Below are 23,416 nucleotides of genomic sequence, written 5' to 3'. Positions count from 1 at the left end.
GTGGATCAGTAAAACATCGACCGCGATTCTTCCAGATCGGCGCAAAATTGCTTGTTCTCCGGATCAATTCCCAGCTTTCTGAACGCCGGAACACTCAGCGGATCAATCCGCGCGAAGGGATGGTCGGTACCCTTGCGGCAATAAAGGTTCGCAACTTGCACCAAATCGACGTAATCGATTTTGGCCGAGTCGCGCTGAAAGTCCTCGTACAGCAATGGCAATTGCACCAGGCGCTCGGGAAACTCCCAGACCCGCAGCAACTTCTCGCCCAATAATGGATGAATCTGCTCGATCACATGGGTCAGGCTGACCGCATCCGAGAGCAGTTCATTGTGATCTTCGGCGTAAGTCAGAATCGGCAACACGCCAATCTGATGCACGAGCCCGCCGAGTGCTGCCTGATCGGGCTTGAGTTGGGTGTAACGACGGCACAAGGCATAACTGACGCCGGCGATCTCCAGGCTACTGCGCCAGACGTCGCGCATCTTCTGTTCGACCACTTCGGAGCGGGCATTGAAGATCTGCTCCATGACCAGACCGATTGCCAGGTTGCTGCTGTAGTTGATGCCCAGGCGAGTGATGGCGGTGTGCAGGTCGGTGACTTCCTGCGCGGCGCGCAGCAGTGGGCTGTTGACCACTTTGATCAGGCGCGCCGAGAGTGCAGTGTCGCGGCCGATGACTTTGCTCAGATCGCTGACGCTGATTTCCGGATCCTCGGCGGCCTTGCGAATCTGCAGGGCCACTTCCGGCAACGTTGGCAGAACCAGGTCATCGTTATCGATGGCCGCAACCAAATCCTGTTGGACCTTTTCCGCCAGTTCGCTCATTTGGACTCTCTAGGGTGTTGCAACAATGCTGCGATCAGCGCTGGATTTCGCGGTCGCGATCCAGTTCGTAAGGCAGGTCGAGCACGTGCAACGCGGGGCCTTCGAGGGCGCCCAGATGCAAATTACCGGCTTCGGCAGCTTCGGCCTGCAACACGGCCAGGAGTTCAATGTTTCCTTCGGCATTGGCCGCCAGCACCACTTCGCCGATCGAGCTGTTGTGGCTTGGGGCAAACAACTGGGTGCCGGGCTCTGGCAATTCGGCCGCGTCGAGGCGCAAGCGGTAGAGGCGACGCTTGAGCTTGCCCAGATACTGCATGCGCGCGACGATTTCCTGGCCGGTGTAGCAGCCTTTCTTGAAACTCACGCCGCCGACCGCCTGCAGATTGAGCATCTGCGGGATGAACAGCTCGCGGGTGCTTGGCATGACCTGTCCGATACCGGCACGAATCTGGCCCAGCAGCCATTGATTCAGATCGCCCTCAGGCAGCGTCGAGGACAATTGGCTCTGGATGTTTTGCGCCTGAGCGGCTGGCACCCAGAGTTCGGCACGGTCGGGGGAGACGCGAATTGCAATCAGGCCTTCATTGCGCACAACGCTGTCGGTTTCGGCGGGCAGGGACAGACCGAGGCTTGTCAGCGCTGCGTCGCCATGCTCCAGCCCGAAGCGCAGCCAAGCGGCACTTTCATCGGTCAGTTTCGATTTGGAGAACACCGCGTACTTTTTCAGGTCGGCCAGTTGTGGCTCGAGCAGCTCGCTGGCCATCGCCATCACCACGCCGTCACCTTCCAGCAGGATACGGAAGCTCGACTGCATCCGGCCTTTCTGCGTGCAGCGGGCGCCGAGGCTGGCGCGGGAGTCACTCAGGTAATCGATATTGCAGGTCAACTGGCCTTGCAGGAATTTTCCGGCGTCCGCACCGCGAACCGCGAGTACGCCTTCATGAGACAGGGTGCAGAAAAAAGCAGAATCGGCCATGGGTCATCGCAGGGTAAATAGACTGGGGCACATCATAAGGGGGCAGGGTTGAAATGGGTAGTTGATAAAGGATCGAGGGTGCCCGACCAAAGCCGACTGTGCGGCCCGCGCCGGGGCTGTATACTGCCCGGCAAATTCGAGGAGGGCTCCATGGTCGAACAAGTTGAACTGAATCGCCTCTTTTGGCACAGCCGTCGCGGGATGCTTGAGCTTGACGTGTTGCTGGTGCCGTTCGTGCATGAGGTTTATCCGCACCTCAATCAAGTGGATCGTGATCTGTATGTGCGTCTGCTGACCTGTGAGGATCAGGACATGTTCGGCTGGTTCATGGAGCGCAGCGAGTCGGAAGACCCTGAGCTGCAGCGCATGGTCCGGATGATTCTGGATCGTGTTCAGCCCAAGTAATACGTTCGAATGCCGCTGGCATGCCTCACGGCAGTTGCTGGCGGCGTATCTGTTGGCCCAGGCGTTCGCCGTGGGTTCTTTGTTTCTGTTGTCTATTCCGCTCTGGGCCAGTCTGCTTGGTGTTTTCGGCTGTTTGCTGCATGGCTTTTGGGTGCTGCCACGGCAGATTCTGCTGAGCCATCCGCAAGCATTTTGCGGATTACGACGCGACGGCGATGGCTGGCAGGTGTGGAGTCAGGCCAAGGGTTGGCACGCTGCGCAGTTGCGCCCGGACAGCCTGGCGCTGCCGTTGATCGTGATTCTGCGTTTCCGCTTGCGCGGCGAATGGCGGGTCAGATCGATCTGCGTGCCACGGGACTCGCAAGCGGCGGATCTGCACCGACGCCTGCGAGTGCGGCTCAAGTTCAGCCGGCGTAGGTGGGCGGCACCAGAATAGTGTCGAGCGCTTCGGGCAGCAGGTCCGGGTAGTCGAGGGTGTAATGCAGCCCGCGACTTTCCTTGCGTTCCATGGCTGAGCTGATCATCAACTCGGCGACTTGTGCGAGATTGCGCAATTCGATCAGGTCACGGCTGACTTTATAGTTGCTGTAGAACTCATCGATCTCGTCCAGCAGCAGGCGCACCCGATGTTGCGCCCGTTGCAGGCGCTTGTTGGTGCGCACAATGCCGACGTAGTCCCACATGAAGCGGCGCAGTTCGTCCCAGTTGTGCGCGATGATCACGTCTTCGTCCGAGTCGGTGACCTGGCTGGCATCCCAGACGGGCAGGGCGCTTGGCGCCGCGACATCATCCAGCTGCGCGAGAATGTCTGTCGCTGCCGAACGGGCATAGACGAAGCATTCCAGAAGCGAGTTGCTGGCCATGCGGTTGGCGCCGTGCAGACCGGTGAAGCTGGTTTCGCCGATGGCGTAGAGCCCGGGCACGTCGGTGCGACCGTGCTGATCAACCATCACACCGCCACAGGTGTAGTGCGCGGCAGGAACGACCGGTATCGGTTGTTTGGTGATGTCGATGCCAAAGCCCAGGCAGCGCTCATAAACAGTCGGGAAGTGATTTTTAACGAACGATTCGGGCTTGTGGCTGATGTCGAGATAGACGCAGTCGATGCCCAGACGCTTCATTTCATGGTCGATCGCCCGCGCGACAATGTCGCGAGGCGCCAGCTCGGCGCGTTTGTCGAAACGGTACATGAAGCGCTCGCCATTGGGCAGCTTCAGATGCGCGCCTTCGCCACGCAATGCTTCAGTGATCAGGAAACTCTTGGCTTGCGGGTGATACAGGCAGGTCGGGTGGAACTGGTTGAATTCCAGGTTCGCCACCCGGCAACCGGAACGCCAGGCCATGGCGATGCCGTCACCGCAGGCGCCGTCCGGGTTGCTGGTATAAAGGTAGACTTTGGCGGCTCCGCCCGAGGCGAGGATCACGAAGCGTGCGCCATAAGTATCGACTTCGCCGGTGGCGCGGTTCAGCACGTAGGCGCCGAGGCAGCGATCGCCGTCCAGGCCCAGACGACGCTCGGTGATCAGATCGACGGCAACCCGCTGTTCCAGCAGTTCAACGTTCGCGCGCTCTTTGGCCTGGGCCAGCAAAGTCTTGAAAATCGCAGCGCCGGTGGCGTCGGCAGCGTGGATGATGCGCCGATGGCTGTGGCCGCCTTCGCGGGTCAGATGAAATTCGAAACCGCCATCTTCGGTACCGCACTGTTCATCACGGGTGAACGGCACGCCCTGGTCGATCAGCCACTGGATGGCTTCGCGGCTGTGCTCGACGGTGAAGCGCACCGCGTCTTCATGGCATAAACCGCCGCCAGCGTTGAGGGTGTCGTCGACGTGGGATTCGACAGTATCGGTATCGTCGAGCACTGCGGCGACGCCGCCCTGGGCCCAGAATGTCGAACCGTTGGCGAGATCGCCTTTGCTCAATACGGCAATGCGCAGATGACCGGGCAAGGTCAGCGCGAGAGTCAAACCGGCAGCACCGCTGCCAATCACCAGAACATCGTGTTGAAACTGTTGGCTCATTTCAGGATTCCGCTCAAAGCGACCCGGGAGGGGTTGGCGCAAGACAGCTGGATCGGCGAGTCAAGACAGCCACACAGCCCACTAGTATATAGAGGGGTTGGACGGCACAATAGCCGGGCCCAGATGGCATTGTGAGACTACTGCGCAGTAAAAAGCCCTGTGCTTCGTCGGAAGTTTTTTTCCCGGTGTGTGGGAAAAGACACCTGTATCGGCGCTGAAACAGACTTTTCCGCCCATGGTTGCGCAATGTCAGGTGGGTACGGCTATAAATAATTGGAACTTTTGCCAAAGCGCCAAGATCAATAGACGGTGCCAGAAACCAGGGACAGTGTCGGCTTCAGTGCGGAATCTGCGGTTGGATTCCTGCCGGCGAAACCGATAACAAGATTATTCGCGCAGCCGGTTTATCCCGCGCTGCGTTTTTCGTGCGTGCCAAATCAGAGCCCGCAGGAAACTTGCTTGGAGGGGGAGAACTTTTGCGAAAAGCCCGAGTCTATGTTTGCAAGTCTGGTCGTTTAGTAATGCAAGTCTCCTCCGGGCTTATCGAGGAGTGTTCATGCTAACCCAGGAAGAGGATCAGCAGCTGGTCGAACGCGTTCAGCGTGGCGACAAGCGAGCTTTCGATCTGCTGGTGCTGAAATATCAGCACAAAATTCTCGGGTTGATCGTGCGTTTTGTGCACGACACCCATGAAGCCCAGGACGTTGCTCAGGAAGCCTTTATCAAGGCGTATCGGGCACTTGGAAATTTCCGCGGTGACAGTGCGTTTTATACGTGGCTGTATCGTATTGCCATTAACACGGCAAAGAACTACCTGGTTTCCCGCGGCCGCCGGCCGCCGGATAGCGATGTAAGTTCGGAGGATGCAGAGTTCTACGATGGCGATCACGGCCTCAAGGATCTCGAATCACCGGAACGTGCATTGCTGCGGGATGAGATCGAAGGCACCGTCCATCGAACCATCCAGCAACTGCCAGAGGATTTGCGTACGGCTTTAACTTTACGTGAATTCGATGGTCTGAGTTACGAGGACATTGCGAGCGTCATGCAGTGTCCGGTGGGTACCGTGCGCTCCCGGATTTTCCGCGCTCGGGAGGCCATCGACAAAGCCCTGCAACCGTTGTTGCAGGAAAACTGAGACAGCGGCGACAGCCAAGAGAGGAACGCCATGAGTCGTGAAGCCCTGCAGGAATCGCTGTCCGCAGTGATGGATAACGAAGCGGACGAACTGGAATTGCGTCGAGTGCTCAGCGCACTGGATGATGTTGATACCCGTGAGACCTGGGCTCGTTACCAGATCGCTCGGGCAGCCATGCACAAGGATCTGCTGCTTCCGCGTCTGGATATCGCTGCGGCAGTGTCCGCTGCGCTGGAAGACGAAACGGCTCCGCCCAAAGTATCCCGCAGCCCATGGCGTAATCTGGGTCGCCTCGCTGTTGCCGCTTCGGTAACCGTGGCCGTTCTGGCCGGTGTTCGCCTGTACAACCAGGACGAAATCGCCGGTGTTGAACTGGCCCAGCAGTCGAATCAGCCAACTTTGGCCACTCCACAGGTCAAGGGTCCGGCGGTTCTGGCTGGCTACAGCGAGAGCTCGGAAGCGGCTGGCCCGATGGCCAACGGCGTTCTGCAAGGACAGCCAGGCTGGCACGATCAGCGTCTGCCAGGCTATCTGCGTCAGCATGCTCAGCAGGCTGCACTCAAAGGAACTGAAAGCGCGCTGCCATATGCACGTGCCGCAAGCCTGGAAAACCGTTAAGGAGGATCATGCGCGCCATCCCTCTACTTTCGCTTCTGCTCAGTGGCTGGTTCATTGTTCCAGCCCACGCTGATGAGGCCCAGGACTGGTTGACCCGTCTGGGCCAGGCCGAGCAGCAGCAAAGCTTCCACGGCACTTTCGTATACGAGCGCAACGGCAGTTTTTCCACGCATAACATCTGGCATCGTGTCCAGAATGGCCAGGTCCGCGAGCGGCTGTTGCAGCTCGATGGCTCGGCTCAGGAAGTCGTGCGCATTGATGGACGTACTCAATGCGTCAGCGGCACCCTGATTGCGGGACTGGGTGATTCACCCAACGCTGCCGCCCGTGCGCTGGATCCCAAAAAGCTGAAGAATTGGTATGACCTTGCCATTATTGGCAAGTCGCGCGTGGCCGGCCGTGATGCAGTGATCGTGTCGCTGGCCCCTCGTGATCAGCACCGCTACGGCTTCGAGCTGCATCTGGACAAGAAAACCGGATTACCACTCAAGTCGTTACTCTTGAACGACAAGGGACAGTTGCTCGAACGGTTCCAGTTCACCAGCCTCGACACTGATGAAATACCGTCGGACAAGGAATTGCTGGCAAACGCCGATTGCAAGCCGATCAACATCGGCAGCGACAAGGCGTCAGCAGCGAAAGCCGTGCAGAATTGGCGTTCGGACTGGTTGCCGCCAGGTTTCGAGCTGACCAGCAGCAGTTCGCACAAGGATGCGCAAACCAAGACCCAGGTCAGCAGCCTGATGTACGACGATGGTCTGGCGCGTTTCTCCGTATTTCTTGAGCCGTTGAACGGTGCAACCGTCACCGACACCCGCACTCAGTTGGGCCCGACCGTCGCGGTATCCCGCCGCCTGACCACGCCGCAAGGTGAAATGATGGTCACGGTGGTCGGCGAGATCCCGATTGGCACCGCCGAACGAATCGCTCTATCGATGCGTAACAACGATGGCGCTGCGACCAGCAAGCAGTGAGCTGATTTCAGTCATTTCCACTCCGTGGTCGAGACGTCGAAATGTTTGCTGAGCATTTTCATTTGCAAAACCCCTGAAAATTTTTTATAGGTCAGAGCCTCACGGCTCTGGCCTTGTTTGTTGTTCCCGGAACAAAAATGCCGGTCTGTGGTTTCCGGTGTTCCTTTGCTCCATATCGCTTAACCCTGCTCGTCGTAACGGGAGCTGTATGTCGATACCTAGTTTGAAGTCTTACCTTTCCATCTTCGCCACTGTGCTGTTGCTCGGTCAGGCGGTCCCTGCTGCGCAAGCGGCCGATCTGCCTGATTTCACCCAGTTGGTCGAACAAGCGTCGCCAGCGGTGGTGAACATCAGTACCACGCAGAAGCTGCCGGACCGCCGAGTCAATCAACAGATGCCGGATCTGGAAGGCCTGCCACCGATGCTGCGCGAATTCTTCGAGCGCGGCATGCCGCCTCAACAGCGCTCGCCACGTGGCGACGGGCGCCAGCGTGAAGCGCAGTCGCTGGGCTCGGGTTTCATCATTTCGCCGGATGGCTACATTCTCACCAACAACCACGTGATCGCCGATGCCGACGAAATCCTCGTCCGTCTGGCTGACCGCAGTGAGATGAAGGCCAAGCTGATCGGTACCGATCCACGTTCCGACGTGGCATTGCTGAAAATCGAAGGCAAGGATCTGCCGGTGCTCAAGCTCGGCAAATCCCAGGACCTGAAGGCCGGCCAGTGGGTCGTCGCGATCGGTTCGCCGTTCGGCTTTGACCACACCGTGACCCAAGGCATCGTCAGCGCCGTCGGTCGCAGCCTGCCGAACGAGAACTATGTGCCATTCATTCAGACCGACGTGCCAATCAACCCGGGCAACTCCGGTGGCCCGCTGTTCAACCTGAACGGTGAAGTGGTCGGCATCAACTCGCAGATCTACACCCGCTCCGGTGGCTTCATGGGCGTGTCGTTCGCAATCCCGATCGACGTGGCCATGGACGTTTCCAATCAGCTCAAGAGCGGTGGCAAAGTCAGCCGCGGCTGGCTCGGCGTGGTCATTCAGGAAGTGAACAAAGACCTGGCCGAGTCGTTCGGTCTGGACAAACCGGCCGGCGCCCTCGTTGCGCAGATCCAGGATGACGGCCCTGCGGCCAAGGGCGGCCTGCAGGTGGGCGACGTGATCCTGAGCATGAACGGTCAGCCGATCGTCATGTCCGCTGACCTGCCGCATCTGGTTGGCGCGCTGAAGGCAGGCGCCAAAGCCAATCTGGAAGTGATTCGCGAAGGCAAGCGCAAGAATGTCGAGCTGACCGTCGGCGCAATCCCGGATGAAGACAAGGAGCTGAACGCACTGGCGAAATCCGGCGCTGAATCCAGCAGCAACCGCCTCGGTGTTGCGGTCGGTGAATTGACCGCCGAGCAGAAGAAAACCTACGACCTCAAAGGTGGTGTGGTGATCAAGGAAGTGCAGGACGGTCCTGCGGCCCTGATCGGTCTGCAGCCGGGTGACGTGATCACCCACCTGAACAACCAGGCCATTGGCTCGGCCAAGGAGTTCACCGACATCGCCAAGGCGTTGCCGAAAAACCGGTCGGTGTCGATGCGCGTGCTGCGTCAGGGTCGCGCTAGTTTCATCACCTTCAAACTGGCTGAATAAGCCGGCCGCAAGGTAAAAAAGAAACCGCCTCGAAGGAGGCGGTTTTTTTGTGTCTGCAGTTTGTCTTGTCTGGAAAGACTCAGCCCATCATGTCCTTGACCATGCGCTCCTGCTCCATCAGCTCGCGCTGGCGGGCATCGATGCGCGAGGACAGCGGGAAGTTGCTGCCGGCCTTGCGCTTGGCGAAGTCCAGTTGCTGAATGGCCTGGCGGTAATCGCCGACCAGCGCAAAGTACTCGGCCCGCGCCTGGTGCAGGCCAATGATGTTGCCCGACAGGCCACGGGTTTCGGCGACCTGGTACCAGACGTCCGGATCGTCCGGGCGTGACTTGAGCAGACTGTCGAGCGCTTTCTCGGCATCGGCGGCGCGATTCTGTTTCAGCAGCAGATCGACACGCACCTGATTCAGCGGATAGTTGCCCGGGAACTGCGTGAGCATGCGGTCGACCCGCGACTGCGCATCAGGCAGGCGATTGTTGGTGATGTCCAGATCGACCTGAGCGAGGTTGTAGATGATCTCGTTCGGCGACTTGGCCAACAATTGCTTGAGGTTTTCGCGGGCTTCGTTCAGCTGGCCACCCTTGATTTGCGCGATGGCGAGGCCGTATCGCGCGACATCGTTTTTCGGATTCTCTTCCAGCAACGCGCGGAACCGCTTGGCACCCAGGCCCGGGGTTTCCTCGTAGATCAACTGCACCCGCGCGCGGATCAACTGATAGCGCATGCTGTCTTCGATGCCACCCGGTTTCGCCTGTTCTGCGCGGTTGCGGGTGTCGGCGATACGCGATTCGGTAACCGGGTGAGTCAGGAGGAATTCCGGCGGCTTGGCGTCGAAGCGGTACTGGCGCATCAGGCGTTCGAACATGGTCGGCATCGAGCGCGGGTCGTAACCTGCCTTCTCCAGATTGAGGATACCGATGCGGTCGGCTTCCTGTTCGTTCTGCCGCGAGAAGCGCCGTTGTTCCTGTAATGCCGCAGCCTGGGTGCCGGCGATGGTCGCGATGCCGGCGTCACCGCCACCGGCGGCGGCAATCACAATGCCAGCCAGCAACGCTGCCATCATCGGTACTTGCATTCTTTGTGAGGCTTCGACGCCTCGAGCGAAGTGGCGTTGCGACAAGTGCGCCAATTCGTGAGCGAGCACCGAGGCGTATTCGCCTTCGGTCTGGGCGTTGAGGAACAGGCCGCCGTTGACCCCGACCACGCCGCCCGGTGCGGCGAAGGCGTTGAGTTGCGGGCTATTGATCAGAATGAATTCGAGGCGTCGGTCGGAAACCTGGCTGGTCTCCACCAGCTTGTACACGCTGGATTCGACGTAATCCTTGAGCTGTGGGTCGTTGAGCTGGGAAACCTGGCTGCGCAGCATGGCCAGCCAGGCGCGGCCGAGCTGGTATTCCTGTTGCGGTGAGACGATGGCAGAACTGGCGTCGCCAAGTGACGGCAGATCGTCGGCAAAGCCTGGTGAGGCGAGCAGGCAAGCGAGCGTCAGCAGGGTAGGGCGCAGAAAAGTCATGCACAAAGCCTTGGAGGACAAAGACCTTACTGTAGCCGGACACCGAAGCCGCGACCAGATATTCTAGGCAGCTCGATAACCCGAACGGAGTGACGCAATGACTGATGCTGTAGCCCATGACGTGGAACTGGACGCCAGTGGCCTGAACTGTCCGTTGCCGTTGCTCAAGGCGAAAATGGAACTCAACAAACTGTCCAGCGGCGCTGTGCTCAAGGTGATCGCCACCGATGCCGGCTCGCAACGCGACTTCCGTACCTTTGCCAAGCTTGCCGGCCATGAGCTTCTACGTGAAGAAGACGAGGCTGGGGTCTACCGTTACTGGTTGAAGAAAGCCTGAAGCGCTGCGCTAAAAATCGAAGGGATTATTGATGTTCAAAGTGTTACGCGACTGGATTCAGCGCTACTTCTCCGATGAAGAAGCCGTGGTGCTGGCGGTGCTGCTGTTTCTCGCCTTCACCGCCGTGCTGACTCTCGGCGGCATGCTCGCGCCGGTGCTCGCCGGCATGGTGCTGGCGTATCTGATGCAAGGCCTGGTGGTCACGCTCGAGCGGCTGCGCGTGCCCGGCGGCGTGGCGGTGGGGCTGGTGTTCGCCCTGTTCATGGGAGCGCTGATGCTGTTTATCGTCGTGGTCCTGCCGCTGTTGTGGCACCAGTTGATCACGCTGTTCAATGAACTTCCAGGCATGCTCGCCAAGTGGCAATCGCTGCTGCTTCTATTGCCGGAGCGCTATCCGCATCTGGTGTCCGACGAGCAAGTCTTGCAAGCGATCGAAGCGGCGCGGGGCGAGATCGGCAAGTTCGGCCAGTGGGCGCTGACGTTCTCGCTGTCGAGTTTGCCGCTGCTGGTGAACATCATGATCTACCTGGTGCTGGTGCCGATTCTGGTGTTCTTCTTCCTCAAGGATCGGGCCATGATCGGCGAGTGGGTGCGCGGCTATCTGCCTCGCGAGCGCGCGCTGATAACCCGGGTCGCCCAGGAAATGAACCGGCAGATCGCCAATTACATCCGTGGCAAAGGCATCGAGATCGTGATTTGTGGCGGCGTGACTTACATAGCCTTCATCGCCCTGGGCCTGAACTATGCGGCGCTGTTGGCATTGTTGGTCGGTTTGTCGGTGGTGGTGCCGTATGTCGGCGCCGTAGTGGTGACCGTGCCGGTGCTGCTGATTGCGCTGTTCCAGTGGGGCTGGAGCGATCAGTTCATTTATCTGATGGCGGTCTACGGAATCATTCAGACGCTGGACGGCAACGTGCTGGTGCCGCTCTTGTTCTCGGAAGCGGTCAACCTGCATCCGGTGGCCATCATCTGCGCGGTGTTGTTGTTTGGCGGGCTGTGGGGATTCTGGGGTGTGTTCTTTGCGATCCCGCTGGCGACGCTGTTCAAGGCAGTGCTGGATGCGTGGCCGCGCAAGGAGCCGGTGGTGGCGCCGTTGCTTTAGCGGTTGATCCGGATTTTGCAGAGAGGCTATTCGCGAGCAGGCTCGCTCCCACAGTTGAGTGCATTCCAACTGTGGGAGCGAGCCTGCTCGCGAAGGCGTCTTTAAAGACGCAACAGAAACATCAGGCTTTATTCAGAGCTTCAGCTGCCGCCAGCACGGCATCAACGTGCCCCGGCACTTTCACGCCACGCCATTCCTGACGCAGCACTCCGTCCTTATCAATCAGGAAAGTGCTGCGATCAACACCCAGGTATTCCTTCCCGTACAGCTTCTTCAGCTTGATCACGTCGAACAACTGGCAAACCGCCTCGTCCTTGTCGCTGATCAGCTCGAACGGGAATTCCTGCTTGCCTTTGAAGTTTTCGTGCGACTTCAAACTGTCGCGGGAAATGCCGAAGACTTCGGTGTTGGCAGCCTTGAAAGCCGCATATTGATCACGAAAGCCCTGGCCCTGAGTGGTGCAGCCCGGGGTGCTGTCCTTCGGGTAGAAATAGATCACCACTTGCTTGCCCTTGAGTTCGGACAAGCTGACGGTCTGCCCGCTGGTCGCAGGCGCGGTGAAATCCGCAACCGGTTGGTCGATGGCAACGGCCATGAAAGCTTCCTTACATTGGGTTTTGTGGGCGCCAAGGCTCGATCAGGGCATCCAGGTTCATCGCATCGGCGAAGTCGAGGAACTGATCGCGCAGCCAACTGATCTGGGTGCCGGCCGGCAGGGTCACGGTGAACGTGGCGTTGAGCATGGTGCCGCCAGTCTGGGGCGCCTGGTAGGTGTCGCAGGTGAGGTTTTCCAGTTCGACGTTATGGTCCATGAAGAACTGGCACAGCTCATTGATGATGTCCGGGCGATACGCCGAGCTGACGTAAGCCACGTAAGGCAAGGCCTGCGGGCGATTTTCCAGGGCCGCGCTGCGCACCACGTTGACGGTGAACGCATGACGCTTGGCCAGCAGCGGCAGGCTGCCTTCGAGGCGCGCCAGGGCGTCCCAGCTACCGGAAACTTCCAGCACCAGGGCGCTGCACTCGCCGTGGCGGGTCAGGCGGGAGGTGACGACGGCGCAGCGGTTTTCATGGCTGGCGCGGCACAGGACGTTGGTCAGCTCCATGGGGTTGGCGCCGAGGGCACTGATGACAAGGAATTGTTCGCGAACTGTGGGGGTGGACATGCAGCATTCCTAAAGCGATGAGCGGTCGGTAGGTTGACGGGCATTGGTGGCCGGGAGTGCCTGTTCTGGCGGTCCGTATAAAGAGACCCGGCCGGCGCTCGTGGCTCGCTCCACAGTGCGGGAGCGCGTCGATGCGACGCAGGAACGGGGCCTGGGAGGCCGAAAAGGGAGGCTGGAACCCGGCGTACAAGCTGATCTGTACCGATCAAAGTCTGAAGGGTAGCGAAAAGCGGCGCCAAGGGGAATGGCGGCGGCGCAGTACTTCGCTTGTGCAAGCATCTTGGCGCCAGTACCATTACCGCTCTCTTTTTCCGGCAGGAGCGGTTTCATGATTGCGGGCAGTATGGTGGCACTGGTCACTCCCATGGATGCACAAGGGCGTCTTGACTGGGACAGCCTCAGCAAACTCGTGGACTTCCACCTCAAGAACGGCACCCATGCCATCGTCGCCGTCGGGACAACCGGCGAGTCGGCCACCCTTGATGTAGAAGAGCACATCGCCGTCATCAAAGCCGTGGTCAAACAGGTAGCCGGGCGCATTCCGGTCATCGCCGGCACCGGCGCCAACTCGACCCGCGAAGCCGTCGAACTGACCCGCAACGCCAAGGCCGCCGGCGCCGATGCCTGCCTGCTGGTGGTTCCTTATTACAACAAGCCGACCCAGGAAGGTCTGTACCAGCACTTCAAGCACATCGCTGAAGCGGTCGACATTCCGCAGATTCTCTACAACGTTCCCGGCCGCACCTCCTGCGACATGCAGGCCGAGACTGTGGTTCGTCTGTCCACTGTGCCGAACATCATCGGCATCAAGGAAGCCACCGGCGACCTGAAACGCGCCAAAGCGATCATCGATGGCGTGAGCAGGGATTTCATCGTGCTGTCCGGCGATGATCCGACCGCAGTCGAGCTGATCCTGCTGGGCGGCAAAGGCAATATTTCCGTCACCGCCAACGTCGCCCCGCGCGAAATGGCTGACCTGTGCGAGGCCGCGCTGAAAGGCGACGCCGACACCGCACGCGCAATCAACGAAAAACTGATGCCGCTGCACAAGGACCTGTTCATCGAAGCCAACCCGATTCCGGTGAAATGGGCTTTGGTCGAAATGGGCCTGATGCACGAAGGCATCCGCCTGCCACTGACCTGGCTGAGCACTCCTTGTCATGAAACGCTGCGCTCGGCCCTGCGCCAGTCCAGCGTCCTGGTTTAATTGAGGAAGTACAACGCATGAAGCGAATGGCCGGACTTTCCGCACTTGCCTTGATTATCTCCAGCACCAGTGGCTGCGGATGGGTCTGGGGGCCGGAAGGTTATTTCCGCGACCGTGGAAGCGATTACCTGCAAGCTCAACAGACTGCACCGATGCAATTGCCACCGGATGTGAGCACTGCCAAGCGTCTCGATCCGCTGTTGCCGATCCCGCGCAACGTGGCCGACGACACCGCGACGGGCGAATACATTGTTCCGCGTCCTCAGCCGCTTTCGACGGTGGCCGATGCCACTGATTACTCGTTGCAGAAGAGCGGTGATTCGCGCTGGGTCGTGGCTCAGCATCCACCGGCCGAAGTCTGGCCAGTGGCGCTGCAGTTCTTCCAGGACAACGGTTTCCGTCTGGATGAACAGCGTCCGCAGACCGGTGAATTCACCACCACCTGGCAGCACTCCGACGAGCTGTCCGCTTCGATGGCCAAACGCCTGAGTGCGGCCGGTATCGCCAGCGACAGCGAAACCCGCGTGCGCGTGCGTATCGAGCCGGGTGTGCAGCGCAACACCAGCGAAATCTACGTGGTCAGTGCCGAGCGTCCTGCCGGCAGCACGGCCGACGTGGCCTTCACCAACCGTTCGGTCAACACTGGCCTGGACGCCGCGCTGGTCGACGACATGCTCGCAAGCATGAGCCGCACTTCCGAGAAGGGCGGTTCGGTGTCGATGCTGGCCTCACGTGATTTCGACGCGCCAAGCCGCGTCAGCCTCAGCGAAGACGGCAGCGGCAACCCGGTGTTGAACGTCGGTACCGATCTGGACCGCGCCTGGTCGAGCGTCGGTCGTGCGCTGGAACAGGGCGAATGGCGCGTTGAAGACATCAACCGCAGCCTGGGCCTGTACTACATCAACCTGGCCGAAAAAGCCGAGAATAAGGACGACAAGCCTGGCTTCTTCAGCGGTCTGTTCGGCAGCGCGCCGAGCAAGGAAGAAGTCGAAGCCCGCGCCGAGCGTTATCAGGTTCGCCTGAGCAAGGTGGGCGAGAACATCCAGGTCACCGTCGAAAAGAACATCAACACCGTCGCGCCGGCCGATGTCGCGCGTAAAGTGTTGAGCGTGATTCAGGACAACCTGGGCTGATCCGATATGCGTTTTGCCGTTCTCGGCAGCGGTAGCCAAGGGAACGGCACGCTGATCGCCAGTGCCGATACGTACGTGCTGGTGGATTGTGGTTTTTCCCTGCGGGAAACCGAAAGACGCCTGTTGCGCCTGGGTGTGCACCCGGCGCAACTGAGCGCGATACTCGTGACCCACGAACATGCCGACCACGTGCATGGCGTGGGTTTGCTGTCTCGGCGCTACAATCTGCCGGTCTACCTCAGTCGCGGCACGCTGCGCGGGATGCGCAAACCGCTGGAACCCGCTGGCTTTCTGGCCGGCGGCGAGCAACTGCAGATCGGCGCGCTGAACGTCGGGGTCATTGCCGTGGCCCATGACGCGCAGGAGCCGACCCAGTACGTCTTCAGTGATGAGGAACAGCGGCGCTTCGGCCTGTTGACCGACCTGGGATCGTTCTGCGAGCGGGTGCTGGATGGCTATCGTGACCTCGATGCGTTGATGATCGAGTCCAACCATTGCCGCGACATGCTGGCGCGCGGGCACTATCCGTACTTTCTCAAGCAACGGGTGGGCGGTGAACGCGGACATCTGAACAACCACCAGGCGGCATTCCTGGTGGCCGAGTTGGGCTGGCAGGGCTTGCAACACCTGGTCCTGGCCCATCTGAGCAGCAAGAACAACCTGCCGCAGCTGGCCCGGCAATGTTTTGTCGACACCCTCGGGTGCGACCCGGACTGGCTGCAACTGGCCGATCAAGATTCAGGGCTCGACTGGCGCCACATCGCCTAGCCCACCTACTTAGCAAGCGGAGCCCATCATGGAAAAACGTGAAGAACTCTACCGCGGCAAAGCCAAATCGGTTTACAAGACCGACGACGCTGACCGCTTGATCCTGCTGTTTCGCAACGACACCTCGGCGTTCGACGGCAAGCGTATCGAACAGCTCGATCGCAAAGGTATGGTGAACAACAAGTTCAACGCCTTCATCATGCAGAAGCTCGAAGCGGCCGGCGTGCCGACCCAGTTCGACAAACTGCTGGGCGACAACGAATGCCTGGTCAAGAAGCTCGACATGATTCCGGTCGAATGCGTCGTGCGCAACTACGCCGCCGGCAGCCTGGTCAAGCGTCTCGGCGTCGAAGAGGGTATGAAGCTCAACCCGTACACCTTCGAACTGTTCCTCAAGGACGACGCCAAGGGCGACCCGTTCATCAACGAATCCCACGTCGTGGCGTTCGGTTGGGGCACCGCCGAGCAACTGGCGCGCATGAAGGAACTGTCGCTCAAGGTCAACGAAGTCCTGAGCAAACTGTTCGACGACGCCGGCCTGCTGCTGGTCGACTTCAAGCTTGAGTTCGGCGTGTTCAGCGACGGCTCCATCGTCCTTGGCGACGAGTTCAGCCCGGACGGCTGCCGTCTGTGGGACAAGGACACCAAGAAGAAGATGGACAAGGACCGCTTCCGCCAGGGCCTCGGTGACGTCATCGAAGCCTACGAAGAAGTCGCCGCTCGTCTGGGCGTACCGCTTTAATCGACGCAAGCATCTGATAGCACGGAAAAAATTTCGTTTGGGGGGTTCGCAACCAACGAAAGTGTTGTTATGATGCGCGCCGTTGGAGAGATGCCAGAGTGGCCGAATGGGACGGATTCGAAATCCGTTGTACCTTCACCGGTACCTAGGGTTCGAATCCCTATCTCTCCGCCATTATTGAACAAGACAAAGCCGCCGTAATCATTGCTGATTACGGCGGCTTTTTCGTTTCTGGCGTTTATTTAGGGCATATGCCGATTGAGTGCTCTTTGCGCTGCTATCAAAGCACCTGGCTGGCCTCATCGGTGAGTTAACTGAAACCCTTTATGTCTGTAACGGTTCGGACAGAGAGCAATTGCGTTCTCCGCTGTGTCGTCACCATCCACCAACCGAACTATGTGGCGTTGGGCTACTGAGATTTAGAAAATTTCGCAAGCTCCTTCCAGATGTAACCATAGCTGTAGCGTAGCCATGCGACCTTTAACACGTGTAAGTGGCGTCGTAGCCAACTGGTTTCCCGTGCTTGTAGTTCTTCGGCTATTTCGTTTAATAACCATTCATCCTGGAAACCACTCCAAACAGGCGGGACGGGCGTTTCAAGATTGCTGAAACATACAGGGGCAACCTCAGAGTACAGGATGTGCTCAACAACCTCCGGATCAAAACCTCGGATTCGCTCTGCAATGGAGGCATAGTCAACAGCGCTGTCTACAAAGGCTTCTGCCAGCGCGATCTGGATACGTGCTCGATCTGCACCAGTCAGAATATGTCCCAATGGGCCAGCTCCTCTAACTCTGCGTCGAACGTATCGGCGGCAACTCCGCCGGCAATGCCACCGGCGATGCTTCCAATGAGAACAACTGCTATGGCGCAGGCCGGAGCTCCTGGCCCGCAAATAGCGGAGATCCCCAAACCTGCCAGAAAACCACCCGCCGCACCTCCACCCAGAATCGTGGCTTGACGAGCCGTTTCCTTGGCCTTGTCGTCTGCATCCAGTATCTGATAAGTGGCCAATACCGCTGTCAGGACAATTCCAACCTTGCCCATGACAGACATGATTTTAGTTCCAGCAGTGAACTTGGCATTAGCGCTGCCCGATCGTTCCAAAGCTCTGTACAGGACCTCTTTCTGTTGAGCCTTGGAAAGCTGGTCGTAGTTTTTTTTGAACTGAGCCTGGGATTTCTCATTCAGGATTTCGTTGTATGTTCGACCATTTTTTTTCTTCTTTTCCGCGATGGCCAGACCTTGTGCAGAGGTCATCTTGCGGTGTTCGAACATGATTTTGTTGCGCATCTCGTTGCTGAACTTGGTCGCATCTTCAACGCTGATATTGCCGGCTTTCACGTCGGCGAATATTTGTTGGGACATTCGTCGAATATTGCGCTCATAGTTTGCGCGGACGCGTTCATCCTTAATCGCATCAGTTGCGAAACGACTGGCCGCCCCTTCCATGCCAGCGACGGCCATCTCAAGAGGGGAGCGCTCGAGCGTATGTTCACTTTTGACAATATAACTTCCAGTTACCAGGTTTGGTTCCGTCACAAGAATATCCTTATCCCAAGATGTCATTCAGCAGTCCGTCAATACCTGCGGTCGTGCAGGTATTTTCATGATGGGCGAATGCCAAGGTGTGGCACGTTTTTCCGGTGGGGTTGGAGAAATTGACCGAATTGTTTGCATCAAATACGCCAGGCATGGAAGAGCCATCGTCAAAGTGCGCCGTACAGGTAAGTCCTTCGTAGCTTTCTTCCGCGGGTATCTTAAAACCGATCCAATTCCCATGAATGACCATGGGTGTAGGCGGAATGAAGGGCGCAGGTGTATGGGAGCTTCCAATGATGACCGTACCCGAGCCACCGATCACGACGTCTCCGTGGCTTCCGACAGTGCCGACTAGCGCAGCATTCTGGCCGTTAATAAACACTGTAGAGGATACTGCCGAGGCTAACGCACTTCCGCAGGTACACTTGTCATCTTTACGAGCGGCTGCAAGACCGTCGAAATACACATCAGGAGATCCGGACGCGATAGCTTTCGGTCCGTGCCCTGGGATCGGACAACTGGTTGGATCGGTGATGCGTGCCGCTGGCTTTGCCATGATTGACTCCCTGTCAGTGAATATCGAGGATGACTGTATCAGACTTGCTTTGAAAATCGGCCGCCGAAGGTGAGAGTCAAGGTTGCGTCCAAGATATGAAAACGAGGTCAGAACCTCCCATAGCCCTTTGCAATTGTCAGGGCCACGAATCCCTATCTCTCCGCCATCATTGAACAAGACAAAGCCCCCGTAATCATTGCTGATTACGGGGGCTTTTTCGTTTCTGGCGTTTTGTTCGCAACGCTTTTCGGGTACAACCTGCCGACTGCACAAAAGGACAGCTCGATGAGTGAAGTTCAGCCGTTGGTGGGTGATGGCGAGGTAAAGCCACAAGCCGTGAGTTTGCGCGAGGCGTTCTGGTTCTGGTTGAAGCTGGGCTTTATCAGTTTTGGCGGGCCGGCCGGGCAGATTTCGATCATGCATCAGGAGCTGGTCGAGCGGCGGCGGTGGATTTCCGAGCGGCGTTTTCTGCATGCCTTGAACTATTGCATGTTGCTGCCGGGGCCGGAGGCGCAGCAGTTGGCGACCTACATCGGCTGGTTGATGCATCGAAGCTGGGGCGGGATTGTGGCCGGTGCGTTGTTTGTGTTGCCTTCGCTGTTCATCCTGATTTTCCTGTCGTGGCTGTACATCGCTTTTGGTGAGGTGCCGGTGGTCGCCGGGTTGTTTTACGGGATCAAGCCTGCGGTGACGGCCATCGTGGTGCAAGCGGCGCATCGCATCGGCTCGCGGGCGCTGAAGAACAGTTGGTGGTGGGCGATTGCGGCGGCGTCGTTTATCGCAATTTTTGCGTTCAATGTGCCGTTTCCGCTGATCGTGTTGGGCGCGGCGGTGGTTGGCTACTTCGGCGGGCGTCTGGCGCCCGAGAAGTTCAGGGTCGGCGGGCATAGCGCTGCGAACAAGTCTTTCGGCCCGGCATTGATCGATGACGACACGCCATCGCCAGCACATGCCCGCTTCAGTTGGAAGAAACTGGCGATGCTCGCCGTGATCGGCGCCGCGCTATGGGCATTGCCGATGGGCGTGTTGACTGCGCTGTTTGGCTGGCAGGGCACGCTGACGCAGATGAGCTGGTTCTTCACCAAAGCTGCGCTGCTTACCTTTGGCGGGGCGTATGCGGTGCTGCCCTATGTTTATCAGGGCGCGGTCGGTCACTACGGCTGGCTGACGCCGACGCAGATGATCGATGGGCTGGCGCTGGGCGAAACCACGCCCGGACCGCTGATCATGGTGGTGGCGTTTGTCGGTTTTGTCGGGGCGTATGTGTCGCAGGTGTTCGGCGCCGATCAGGTGTTTCTTGCCGGCGCGGTCGCCGCTGCGCTGGTGACGTGGTTCACCTTTCTGCCCTCATTTCTGTTTATCCTCGCCGGCGGCCCGCTGGTGGAATCGACACACGACGAAATCAAATTCACCGCCCCGCTGACTGCGATCACCGCTGCGGTGGTCGGCGTGATTCTCAACCTGGCGTGTTTCTTCGGCTATCACGTGCTCTGGCCGCAGGGCTTCAGCGGCAGCCTGGATTGGCCATCGGCGTTGATTGCCATTGCCGCGGCCATCGCGCTGTTTCGCTTCAAACGCGGGGTGATTCAGGTGTTGCTGGGATGTGCGCTGATCGGGTTGGTGGTGCATTTGCTGCGTTGACTCAGGCAGGCCCAGCCAGTTAGAAATCGCCGACTGACAACCCGATCCCTTGCCATTGGTTCCATTTAACCAAGTGCCCGTCGTACCAGCGGCATGTCGCCGTTTCGCTTGCTCGCACGGTTCAAACCATTTGTCCTGTTACCTCAAATTTTTTGAAATTTCCGCAAAGACAATGCTTCACAAAAGGGTAGGCAGGCTTTAACCCACGACTTGCCACGCTTATCCGACTGAGGAGATTTGTCATGTTTCTACATAACAAGCGACTTCAATACACCGTTCGTGTTGCCGAGCCCAATCCGGGGCTGGCCAATCTGTTGCTCGAGCAGTTTGGCGGTGCACAAGGTGAACTGGCGGCGGCTTCGCGCTATTTCACTCAAGCCCTGGCCGAGGAAGATCCGGGACGTAAAGACCTGCTGATGGACATCGCCACTGAAGAACTCAGTCATCTGGAGATCATTGGCTCGATCATCGTCATGCTCAACAAAGGCGCAAAAGGCCGGATGGCCGAAGGCGTCGAGCAGGAAGGCGAGCTGTATCGCTCGCTCAATGGCAACGGCAATGACTCGCACATCACCAGCCTGCTCTACGGCGCCGGTTCGCCGCTGACCAACTCGGCCGGCGTGCCATGGACGGCGGCGTACGTCGATACCATCGGCGAACCCACCGCCGACATGCGCTCCAACATCGCTGCGGAAGCACGGGCGAAGATCGTCTATGAGCGTTTGATGAACGTGACTGATGATCCCGGTGTGAAAGAGGCGCTGGGCTTTCTGATGACCCGCGAGATCGCGCACCAGTTGTCCTTCGAAAAAGCCTTGCACTCGATTCAGCCGAACTTCCCGCAAGGCAAGCTGCCCGGCATGCCTGAGTTCACCAACGTCTACTTCAACATGTCGCAAGGCACCGAGAGCATGCGCGGTCCGTGGAACCAGGGCGACGATTGGGAGTTTGTCGAGGATCCGACGCCAGCAGTCGACGGCGGCGATGGTCTGGCCACTGTGCAACTGGACAGCGCCGACGAAGCGCTGCTGGAGAACATGAAGATGCGCACCATGTCCGACCCCAACAGCGAGCCGGTCACAGGGGCGGATCTGGGCTCTGGCGTGCAAGCCAAACCTGGGTTGTGAGGCACGTGGGGCGCGCCAGGCATGCGACGGCGCGCCCCGGTTGATCACTGGGAAATCATCAAGAAGAGGACTCGACAATGGCTACTCCACAGGAAAACCTGCTCGACTGGCTGCGTGATGCTCATGCCATGGAGCAACAGGCCGAGCAGATGCTCAAGGCGCAATCCAAGCGTCTGGAGCATTACCCGCAGCTCAAGGCGCGCATCGACCAGCACATCGAAGAAACCCTCGGCCAGCAGAAACTCATCGACGAATGCCTGCAACGTCTGGGCGGTGATTCGTCGACGATCAAGGACCTGGGCGGCAAGCTGATGGCGTTCGGTCAGGCGGTCGGCGGCTCCTTGATGAGCGACGAAGTGATCAAGGGCGCCATGGCCGGTTATGTTTTCGAGAATATGGAAATCGCCAGCTATACCGTGCTGATTGCGGCGGCGAAAGCGGCGGGGGACACGCAGACACAGAAGGCCTGCGAAAAGATTCTGCCGCAGGAAGTGGCCATGTCCGAATGGCTGCTCAAGCACTTGCCGCAACTGACCGAGGCGTTTCTCGAACGGTCGGCGGATCCCGACAAGGAAGCCAAGAAGTAACTCTCCCCGCCAGCGTCCGCCCACCAGCCGGGCGGACGCGGTATCGAATTACGGCGCGACCTGCAGCGGTTTGCGCTCGATCGCTACGGGCTGCAAATGACCAAAGCGGTCGAGGTGGTAGCGCTGCAGATCCCTCGCCAGAATCAGTTGGCCGTTATACAGCGCCGCCGCTTCGCTACGCACATCTTCGATCGACGGACTCTGCGCCGGGTTGGACTGATAACGCGCGCTGAAATGCGTCAGCACCAGATTGCGCACGCCAGCAGACTCGGCAAAACCGGCGACCGCAGCGGCGCTGCTGTGGCCGTAACTGGCACGAGCGCGGTCGATCGCTGCCTGCACAAATGTCGCCTCATGCACCAGCACATCTGCCGATTGCGCCACTTCGGCCAGCAGTGCCGGCCGATCGTTATCGCCGCAGACAATGATGCGTCGATCAGGGCGCGCGCTCAGCAGATAGTCGTGAGCATTCAGCATCCGACCGTCTACCTCCACGTCCTGACCATGGGCCAGCTGACCCCATAGCGGGCCGCGCTCGATGCCCTCGGCATCCAGCCGCTGCACGTCCAGACGCGGTTCCGGGTCGGACTCGGTAAATACATAACCATGACACGGCACACGGTGGGACAACTCAACGGTCTGCACCTGAACGTTAACGTTGCGCCACTCGGTGAGCGTTTCCACCGCGTGCAGGTTGATTTCAAATAGCAGATGCGATTGCGTCACCTCAAGGCTCATTCTCAGCCAGGGATGGAGCGCTGTCGGCAGAATAATGTCCAGCGGCCGCGTGCGTCCGGACATGCCTGTGCTCGCCAGCAGACCCGGCAAGCCCAGGCAGTGATCAGCGTGGACATGGGTGATGAAAATCGCCCGCAATTCGCTCAGCGACAGCGGTGTACGCAGCACCTGATGCTGGGTGCCTTCACCGCAATCGATCAGATACCAGCCTTTGCCGGCAGAGGCGATCAATGCCGTGGCGCTGACATTGCGCTGGCGGGTCGGCACGCCGGCAGAGGTGCCAAGAAACAACAAATCCACGATGGTTCTCCGTTGCGGCTGTGATCAACAAGAAATCGAACTGATGCTGCGCCATGGGCGTCCATCTTATGACCGCTCCGAACATGATAAATCTGCAAATCCCGAGGAGGTTTGAGCAATGAGCGAATATCCGATGGACGAAACCGATGCCGATCACCGCAACCGCCAGTTCGGCCAGGCTTTGGGGCTTGATGCCTACGAGGTTGAATTGTGGGTCAGTGCGATCGAAGAGGACGGCAGCGGCATGGGCTACGTCGTGCACTTTTCCAGCGAGACGCCGGTGGATGTGCAGGCCAAGGTGCAAGGTCTGAGTGATGACCTGATGATCAACATCGGGCCGATTGATTGAGCGTCAG

General features: G+C 59.0%; 26 protein-coding genes and 1 tRNA gene. 17 read left to right on the top strand and 10 right to left on the bottom strand.

From position 1 onward, the window contains the following. Window positions 1-5: 5 nt before the first annotated feature. Both AC0Z4S_RS10435 and ygfZ read right to left on the bottom strand, forming a co-directional pair. Window positions 6-827, bottom strand: a complete 822-nt coding sequence (locus AC0Z4S_RS10435; RefSeq protein WP_253500073.1) for an HDOD domain-containing protein — start codon at window positions 825-827, stop codon at window positions 6-8. A gap of 34 nt (window positions 828-861) precedes the next feature. Then, complete coding sequence (gene ygfZ / locus AC0Z4S_RS10430) at window positions 862-1,803, bottom strand: CAF17-like 4Fe-4S cluster assembly/insertion protein YgfZ (RefSeq protein WP_485622918.1); 942 nt, start codon at window positions 1,801-1,803, stop codon at window positions 862-864. Between the two features lie 150 nt (window positions 1,804-1,953). Between ygfZ and AC0Z4S_RS10425 the strand changes: the two genes are divergently transcribed. Together AC0Z4S_RS10425 and AC0Z4S_RS10420 are read left to right on the top strand one after the other, a co-directional pair. After that, complete coding sequence (locus tag AC0Z4S_RS10425) at window positions 1,954-2,208, top strand: FAD assembly factor SdhE (RefSeq protein ID WP_042608140.1); 255 nt, start codon at window positions 1,954-1,956, stop codon at window positions 2,206-2,208. After that, window positions 2,192-2,644, top strand: coding sequence for a protein YgfX (locus tag AC0Z4S_RS10420; protein WP_485622917.1), 453 nt, complete (start codon window positions 2,192-2,194; stop codon window positions 2,642-2,644). Before AC0Z4S_RS10425 ends, AC0Z4S_RS10420 begins: the two co-directional genes overlap by 17 nt. On the opposite strand, the gene nadB is transcribed toward AC0Z4S_RS10420, so the two are convergent. Beyond that, window positions 2,613-4,229, bottom strand: a complete 1,617-nt coding sequence (gene nadB, locus AC0Z4S_RS10415; RefSeq protein WP_485622915.1) for an L-aspartate oxidase — start codon at window positions 4,227-4,229, stop codon at window positions 2,613-2,615. The two genes, AC0Z4S_RS10420 and nadB, sit on opposite strands and share 32 nt — an antisense overlap. Window positions 4,230-4,785: 556 nt before the next feature. On the opposite strand from nadB, the gene rpoE reads away from it, so the two are divergent. The 4 genes from rpoE (at window position 4,786) to AC0Z4S_RS10395 (ending at window position 8,601) form a co-directional block, all read left to right on the top strand. Next, the gene (gene rpoE / locus AC0Z4S_RS10410; RefSeq protein ID WP_003172477.1) at window positions 4,786-5,367 is read left to right on the top strand and encodes an RNA polymerase sigma factor RpoE/AlgU; all 582 of its coding nucleotides are present in this window, start codon (window positions 4,786-4,788) and stop codon (window positions 5,365-5,367) included. A gap of 30 nt (window positions 5,368-5,397) precedes the next feature. Then, window positions 5,398-5,985, top strand: a complete 588-nt coding sequence (locus AC0Z4S_RS10405; RefSeq protein ID WP_485622914.1) for a sigma-E factor negative regulatory protein — start codon at window positions 5,398-5,400, stop codon at window positions 5,983-5,985. Window positions 5,986-5,993: 8 nt separating this feature from the next. Beyond that, the gene (locus tag AC0Z4S_RS10400; protein ID WP_485622913.1) at window positions 5,994-6,959 is read left to right on the top strand and encodes a MucB/RseB C-terminal domain-containing protein; all 966 of its coding nucleotides are present in this window, start codon (window positions 5,994-5,996) and stop codon (window positions 6,957-6,959) included. Window positions 6,960-7,167: 208 nt separating this feature from the next. Beyond that, on the top strand, window positions 7,168-8,601 hold the full coding sequence (locus AC0Z4S_RS10395) for a DegQ family serine endoprotease (protein ID WP_471879134.1): 1,434 nt from the start codon (window positions 7,168-7,170) through the stop codon (window positions 8,599-8,601). 79 nt (window positions 8,602-8,680) lie between these two features. Here AC0Z4S_RS10395 and AC0Z4S_RS10390 read toward each other — a convergent pair whose 3' ends face one another. After that, on the bottom strand, window positions 8,681-10,114 hold the full coding sequence (locus AC0Z4S_RS10390; protein WP_253500089.1) for a M48 family metalloprotease: 1,434 nt from the start codon (window positions 10,112-10,114) through the stop codon (window positions 8,681-8,683). A gap of 97 nt (window positions 10,115-10,211) precedes the next feature. Between AC0Z4S_RS10390 and AC0Z4S_RS10385 the strand changes: the two genes are divergently transcribed. Both AC0Z4S_RS10385 and AC0Z4S_RS10380 read left to right on the top strand, forming a co-directional pair. Beyond that, complete coding sequence (locus tag AC0Z4S_RS10385) at window positions 10,212-10,451, top strand: sulfurtransferase TusA family protein (RefSeq protein WP_253500091.1); 240 nt, start codon at window positions 10,212-10,214, stop codon at window positions 10,449-10,451. A 31-nt stretch (window positions 10,452-10,482) separates the two neighbouring features. After that, entirely contained in the window at window positions 10,483-11,553 is a 1,071-nt protein-coding gene (locus AC0Z4S_RS10380; RefSeq protein ID WP_016771268.1) for an AI-2E family transporter, read from the top strand. 121 nt (window positions 11,554-11,674) lie between these two features. Here AC0Z4S_RS10380 and AC0Z4S_RS10375 read toward each other — a convergent pair whose 3' ends face one another. Together AC0Z4S_RS10375 and AC0Z4S_RS10370 are read right to left on the bottom strand one after the other, a co-directional pair. Beyond that, window positions 11,675-12,148, bottom strand: a complete 474-nt coding sequence (locus tag AC0Z4S_RS10375; RefSeq protein WP_016771267.1) for a peroxiredoxin — start codon at window positions 12,146-12,148, stop codon at window positions 11,675-11,677. A 10-nt stretch (window positions 12,149-12,158) separates the two neighbouring features. Next, entirely contained in the window at window positions 12,159-12,719 is a 561-nt protein-coding gene (locus tag AC0Z4S_RS10370; protein ID WP_042607411.1) for a glycine cleavage system transcriptional repressor, read from the bottom strand. Window positions 12,720-13,047: 328 nt separating this feature from the next. On the opposite strand from AC0Z4S_RS10370, the gene dapA reads away from it, so the two are divergent. From dapA to AC0Z4S_RS10345, 5 genes are all read left to right on the top strand, one after another. Continuing rightward, a complete protein-coding gene (gene dapA / locus AC0Z4S_RS10365; protein WP_485622911.1) occupies window positions 13,048-13,926 on the top strand; it encodes a 4-hydroxy-tetrahydrodipicolinate synthase in 879 nt (292 codons plus the stop codon). Window positions 13,927-13,943: 17 nt separating this feature from the next. Then, the gene (bamC, locus tag AC0Z4S_RS10360; protein WP_253500095.1) at window positions 13,944-15,059 is read left to right on the top strand and encodes an outer membrane protein assembly factor BamC; all 1,116 of its coding nucleotides are present in this window, start codon (window positions 13,944-13,946) and stop codon (window positions 15,057-15,059) included. A gap of 6 nt (window positions 15,060-15,065) precedes the next feature. Beyond that, complete coding sequence (locus tag AC0Z4S_RS10355) at window positions 15,066-15,827, top strand: MBL fold metallo-hydrolase (protein ID WP_485622909.1); 762 nt, start codon at window positions 15,066-15,068, stop codon at window positions 15,825-15,827. 28 nt (window positions 15,828-15,855) lie between these two features. Further along, on the top strand, window positions 15,856-16,569 hold the full coding sequence (gene purC / locus AC0Z4S_RS10350; protein WP_016771262.1) for a phosphoribosylaminoimidazolesuccinocarboxamide synthase: 714 nt from the start codon (window positions 15,856-15,858) through the stop codon (window positions 16,567-16,569). An 84-nt stretch (window positions 16,570-16,653) separates the two neighbouring features. Beyond that, a tRNA-Ser gene (locus AC0Z4S_RS10345) sits at window positions 16,654-16,743 on the top strand. Between the two features lie 235 nt (window positions 16,744-16,978). Here AC0Z4S_RS10345 and AC0Z4S_RS10340 read toward each other — a convergent pair. Genes AC0Z4S_RS10340 through AC0Z4S_RS10330 form a run of 3 tightly spaced genes read right to left on the bottom strand, consistent with a single transcriptional unit; the run spans window position 16,979 to window position 18,667 of the window. Beyond that, window positions 16,979-17,344: a DUF7079 family protein gene (locus tag AC0Z4S_RS10340; protein WP_485622908.1), complete on the bottom strand. Its 366-nt coding sequence runs from the start codon at window positions 17,342-17,344 to the stop codon at window positions 16,979-16,981. Beyond that, window positions 17,329-18,111, bottom strand: coding sequence for a hypothetical protein (locus tag AC0Z4S_RS10335; protein ID WP_485623121.1), 783 nt, complete (start codon window positions 18,109-18,111; stop codon window positions 17,329-17,331). The genes AC0Z4S_RS10340 and AC0Z4S_RS10335 overlap by 16 nt, the downstream gene beginning before the upstream one ends. A gap of 10 nt (window positions 18,112-18,121) precedes the next feature. Continuing rightward, complete coding sequence (locus AC0Z4S_RS10330) at window positions 18,122-18,667, bottom strand: PAAR domain-containing protein (RefSeq protein WP_485622907.1); 546 nt, start codon at window positions 18,665-18,667, stop codon at window positions 18,122-18,124. A 285-nt stretch (window positions 18,668-18,952) separates the two neighbouring features. Here AC0Z4S_RS10330 and chrA point away from each other — a divergent pair, with 285 nt between their 5' ends. The 3 genes from chrA (at window position 18,953) to AC0Z4S_RS10315 (ending at window position 22,022) form a co-directional block, all read left to right on the top strand. Further along, the gene (chrA, locus tag AC0Z4S_RS10325) at window positions 18,953-20,308 is read left to right on the top strand and encodes a chromate efflux transporter (protein ID WP_485622905.1); all 1,356 of its coding nucleotides are present in this window, start codon (window positions 18,953-18,955) and stop codon (window positions 20,306-20,308) included. 242 nt (window positions 20,309-20,550) lie between these two features. Then, window positions 20,551-21,435 carry a manganese catalase family protein gene (locus AC0Z4S_RS10320; protein ID WP_471879170.1) on the top strand — a complete coding sequence of 295 codons (885 nt, stop codon included), beginning with the start codon at window positions 20,551-20,553 and terminating at the stop codon, window positions 21,433-21,435. 77 nt (window positions 21,436-21,512) lie between these two features. Further along, window positions 21,513-22,022: a ferritin-like domain-containing protein gene (locus AC0Z4S_RS10315; protein WP_485622903.1), complete on the top strand. Its 510-nt coding sequence runs from the start codon at window positions 21,513-21,515 to the stop codon at window positions 22,020-22,022. Window positions 22,023-22,070: 48 nt separating this feature from the next. Here AC0Z4S_RS10315 and AC0Z4S_RS10310 read toward each other — a convergent pair whose 3' ends face one another. Next, a complete protein-coding gene (locus tag AC0Z4S_RS10310; protein WP_485622902.1) occupies window positions 22,071-23,060 on the bottom strand; it encodes a ribonuclease Z in 990 nt (329 codons plus the stop codon). Window positions 23,061-23,178: 118 nt separating this feature from the next. Here AC0Z4S_RS10310 and AC0Z4S_RS10305 point away from each other — a divergent pair, with 118 nt between their 5' ends. Then, window positions 23,179-23,409, top strand: coding sequence for a hypothetical protein (locus tag AC0Z4S_RS10305; RefSeq protein ID WP_485622901.1), 231 nt, complete (start codon window positions 23,179-23,181; stop codon window positions 23,407-23,409). The last annotated feature ends 7 nt before the right edge of the window (window positions 23,410-23,416 follow it).

The organism is Pseudomonas sp. 1L-B-1-E-C1 (assembly GCF_057291835.1).
This window is presented reverse-complemented; position numbering and strand designations above follow the sequence as displayed.

Coding starts and splice junctions, on each gene's coding strand:
- AC0Z4S_RS10425 (WP_042608140.1), top strand. CDS start 1,954: ATGGTCGAACAAGTTGAACTGAATCGCCTCTTTTGGCACAGCCGTCGC.
- chrA (WP_485622905.1), top strand. CDS start 18,953: ATGAGTGAAGTTCAGCCGTTGGTGGGTGATGGCGAGGTAAAGCCACAA.
- AC0Z4S_RS10390 (WP_253500089.1), bottom strand. CDS start 10,114: ATGACTTTTCTGCGCCCTACCCTGCTGACGCTCGCTTGCCTGCTCGCC.
- AC0Z4S_RS10330 (WP_485622907.1), bottom strand. CDS start 18,667: ATGGCAAAGCCAGCGGCACGCATCACCGATCCAACCAGTTGTCCGATC.
- nadB (WP_485622915.1), bottom strand. CDS start 4,229: ATGAGCCAACAGTTTCAACACGATGTTCTGGTGATTGGCAGCGGTGCT.
- purC (WP_016771262.1), top strand. CDS start 15,856: ATGGAAAAACGTGAAGAACTCTACCGCGGCAAAGCCAAATCGGTTTAC.
- AC0Z4S_RS10375 (WP_016771267.1), bottom strand. CDS start 12,148: ATGGCCGTTGCCATCGACCAACCGGTTGCGGATTTCACCGCGCCTGCG.
- bamC (WP_253500095.1), top strand. CDS start 13,944: ATGAAGCGAATGGCCGGACTTTCCGCACTTGCCTTGATTATCTCCAGC.
- dapA (WP_485622911.1), top strand. CDS start 13,048: ATGATTGCGGGCAGTATGGTGGCACTGGTCACTCCCATGGATGCACAA.
- ygfZ (WP_485622918.1), bottom strand. CDS start 1,803: ATGGCCGATTCTGCTTTTTTCTGCACCCTGTCTCATGAAGGCGTACTC.
- AC0Z4S_RS10435 (WP_253500073.1), bottom strand. CDS start 827: ATGAGCGAACTGGCGGAAAAGGTCCAACAGGATTTGGTTGCGGCCATC.
- AC0Z4S_RS10320 (WP_471879170.1), top strand. CDS start 20,551: ATGTTTCTACATAACAAGCGACTTCAATACACCGTTCGTGTTGCCGAG.
- rpoE (WP_003172477.1), top strand. CDS start 4,786: ATGCTAACCCAGGAAGAGGATCAGCAGCTGGTCGAACGCGTTCAGCGT.
- AC0Z4S_RS10400 (WP_485622913.1), top strand. CDS start 5,994: ATGCGCGCCATCCCTCTACTTTCGCTTCTGCTCAGTGGCTGGTTCATT.
- AC0Z4S_RS10355 (WP_485622909.1), top strand. CDS start 15,066: ATGCGTTTTGCCGTTCTCGGCAGCGGTAGCCAAGGGAACGGCACGCTG.
- AC0Z4S_RS10315 (WP_485622903.1), top strand. CDS start 21,513: ATGGCTACTCCACAGGAAAACCTGCTCGACTGGCTGCGTGATGCTCAT.
- AC0Z4S_RS10380 (WP_016771268.1), top strand. CDS start 10,483: ATGTTCAAAGTGTTACGCGACTGGATTCAGCGCTACTTCTCCGATGAA.
- AC0Z4S_RS10305 (WP_485622901.1), top strand. CDS start 23,179: ATGAGCGAATATCCGATGGACGAAACCGATGCCGATCACCGCAACCGC.
- AC0Z4S_RS10385 (WP_253500091.1), top strand. CDS start 10,212: ATGACTGATGCTGTAGCCCATGACGTGGAACTGGACGCCAGTGGCCTG.
- AC0Z4S_RS10370 (WP_042607411.1), bottom strand. CDS start 12,719: ATGTCCACCCCCACAGTTCGCGAACAATTCCTTGTCATCAGTGCCCTC.
- AC0Z4S_RS10395 (WP_471879134.1), top strand. CDS start 7,168: ATGTCGATACCTAGTTTGAAGTCTTACCTTTCCATCTTCGCCACTGTG.
- AC0Z4S_RS10405 (WP_485622914.1), top strand. CDS start 5,398: ATGAGTCGTGAAGCCCTGCAGGAATCGCTGTCCGCAGTGATGGATAAC.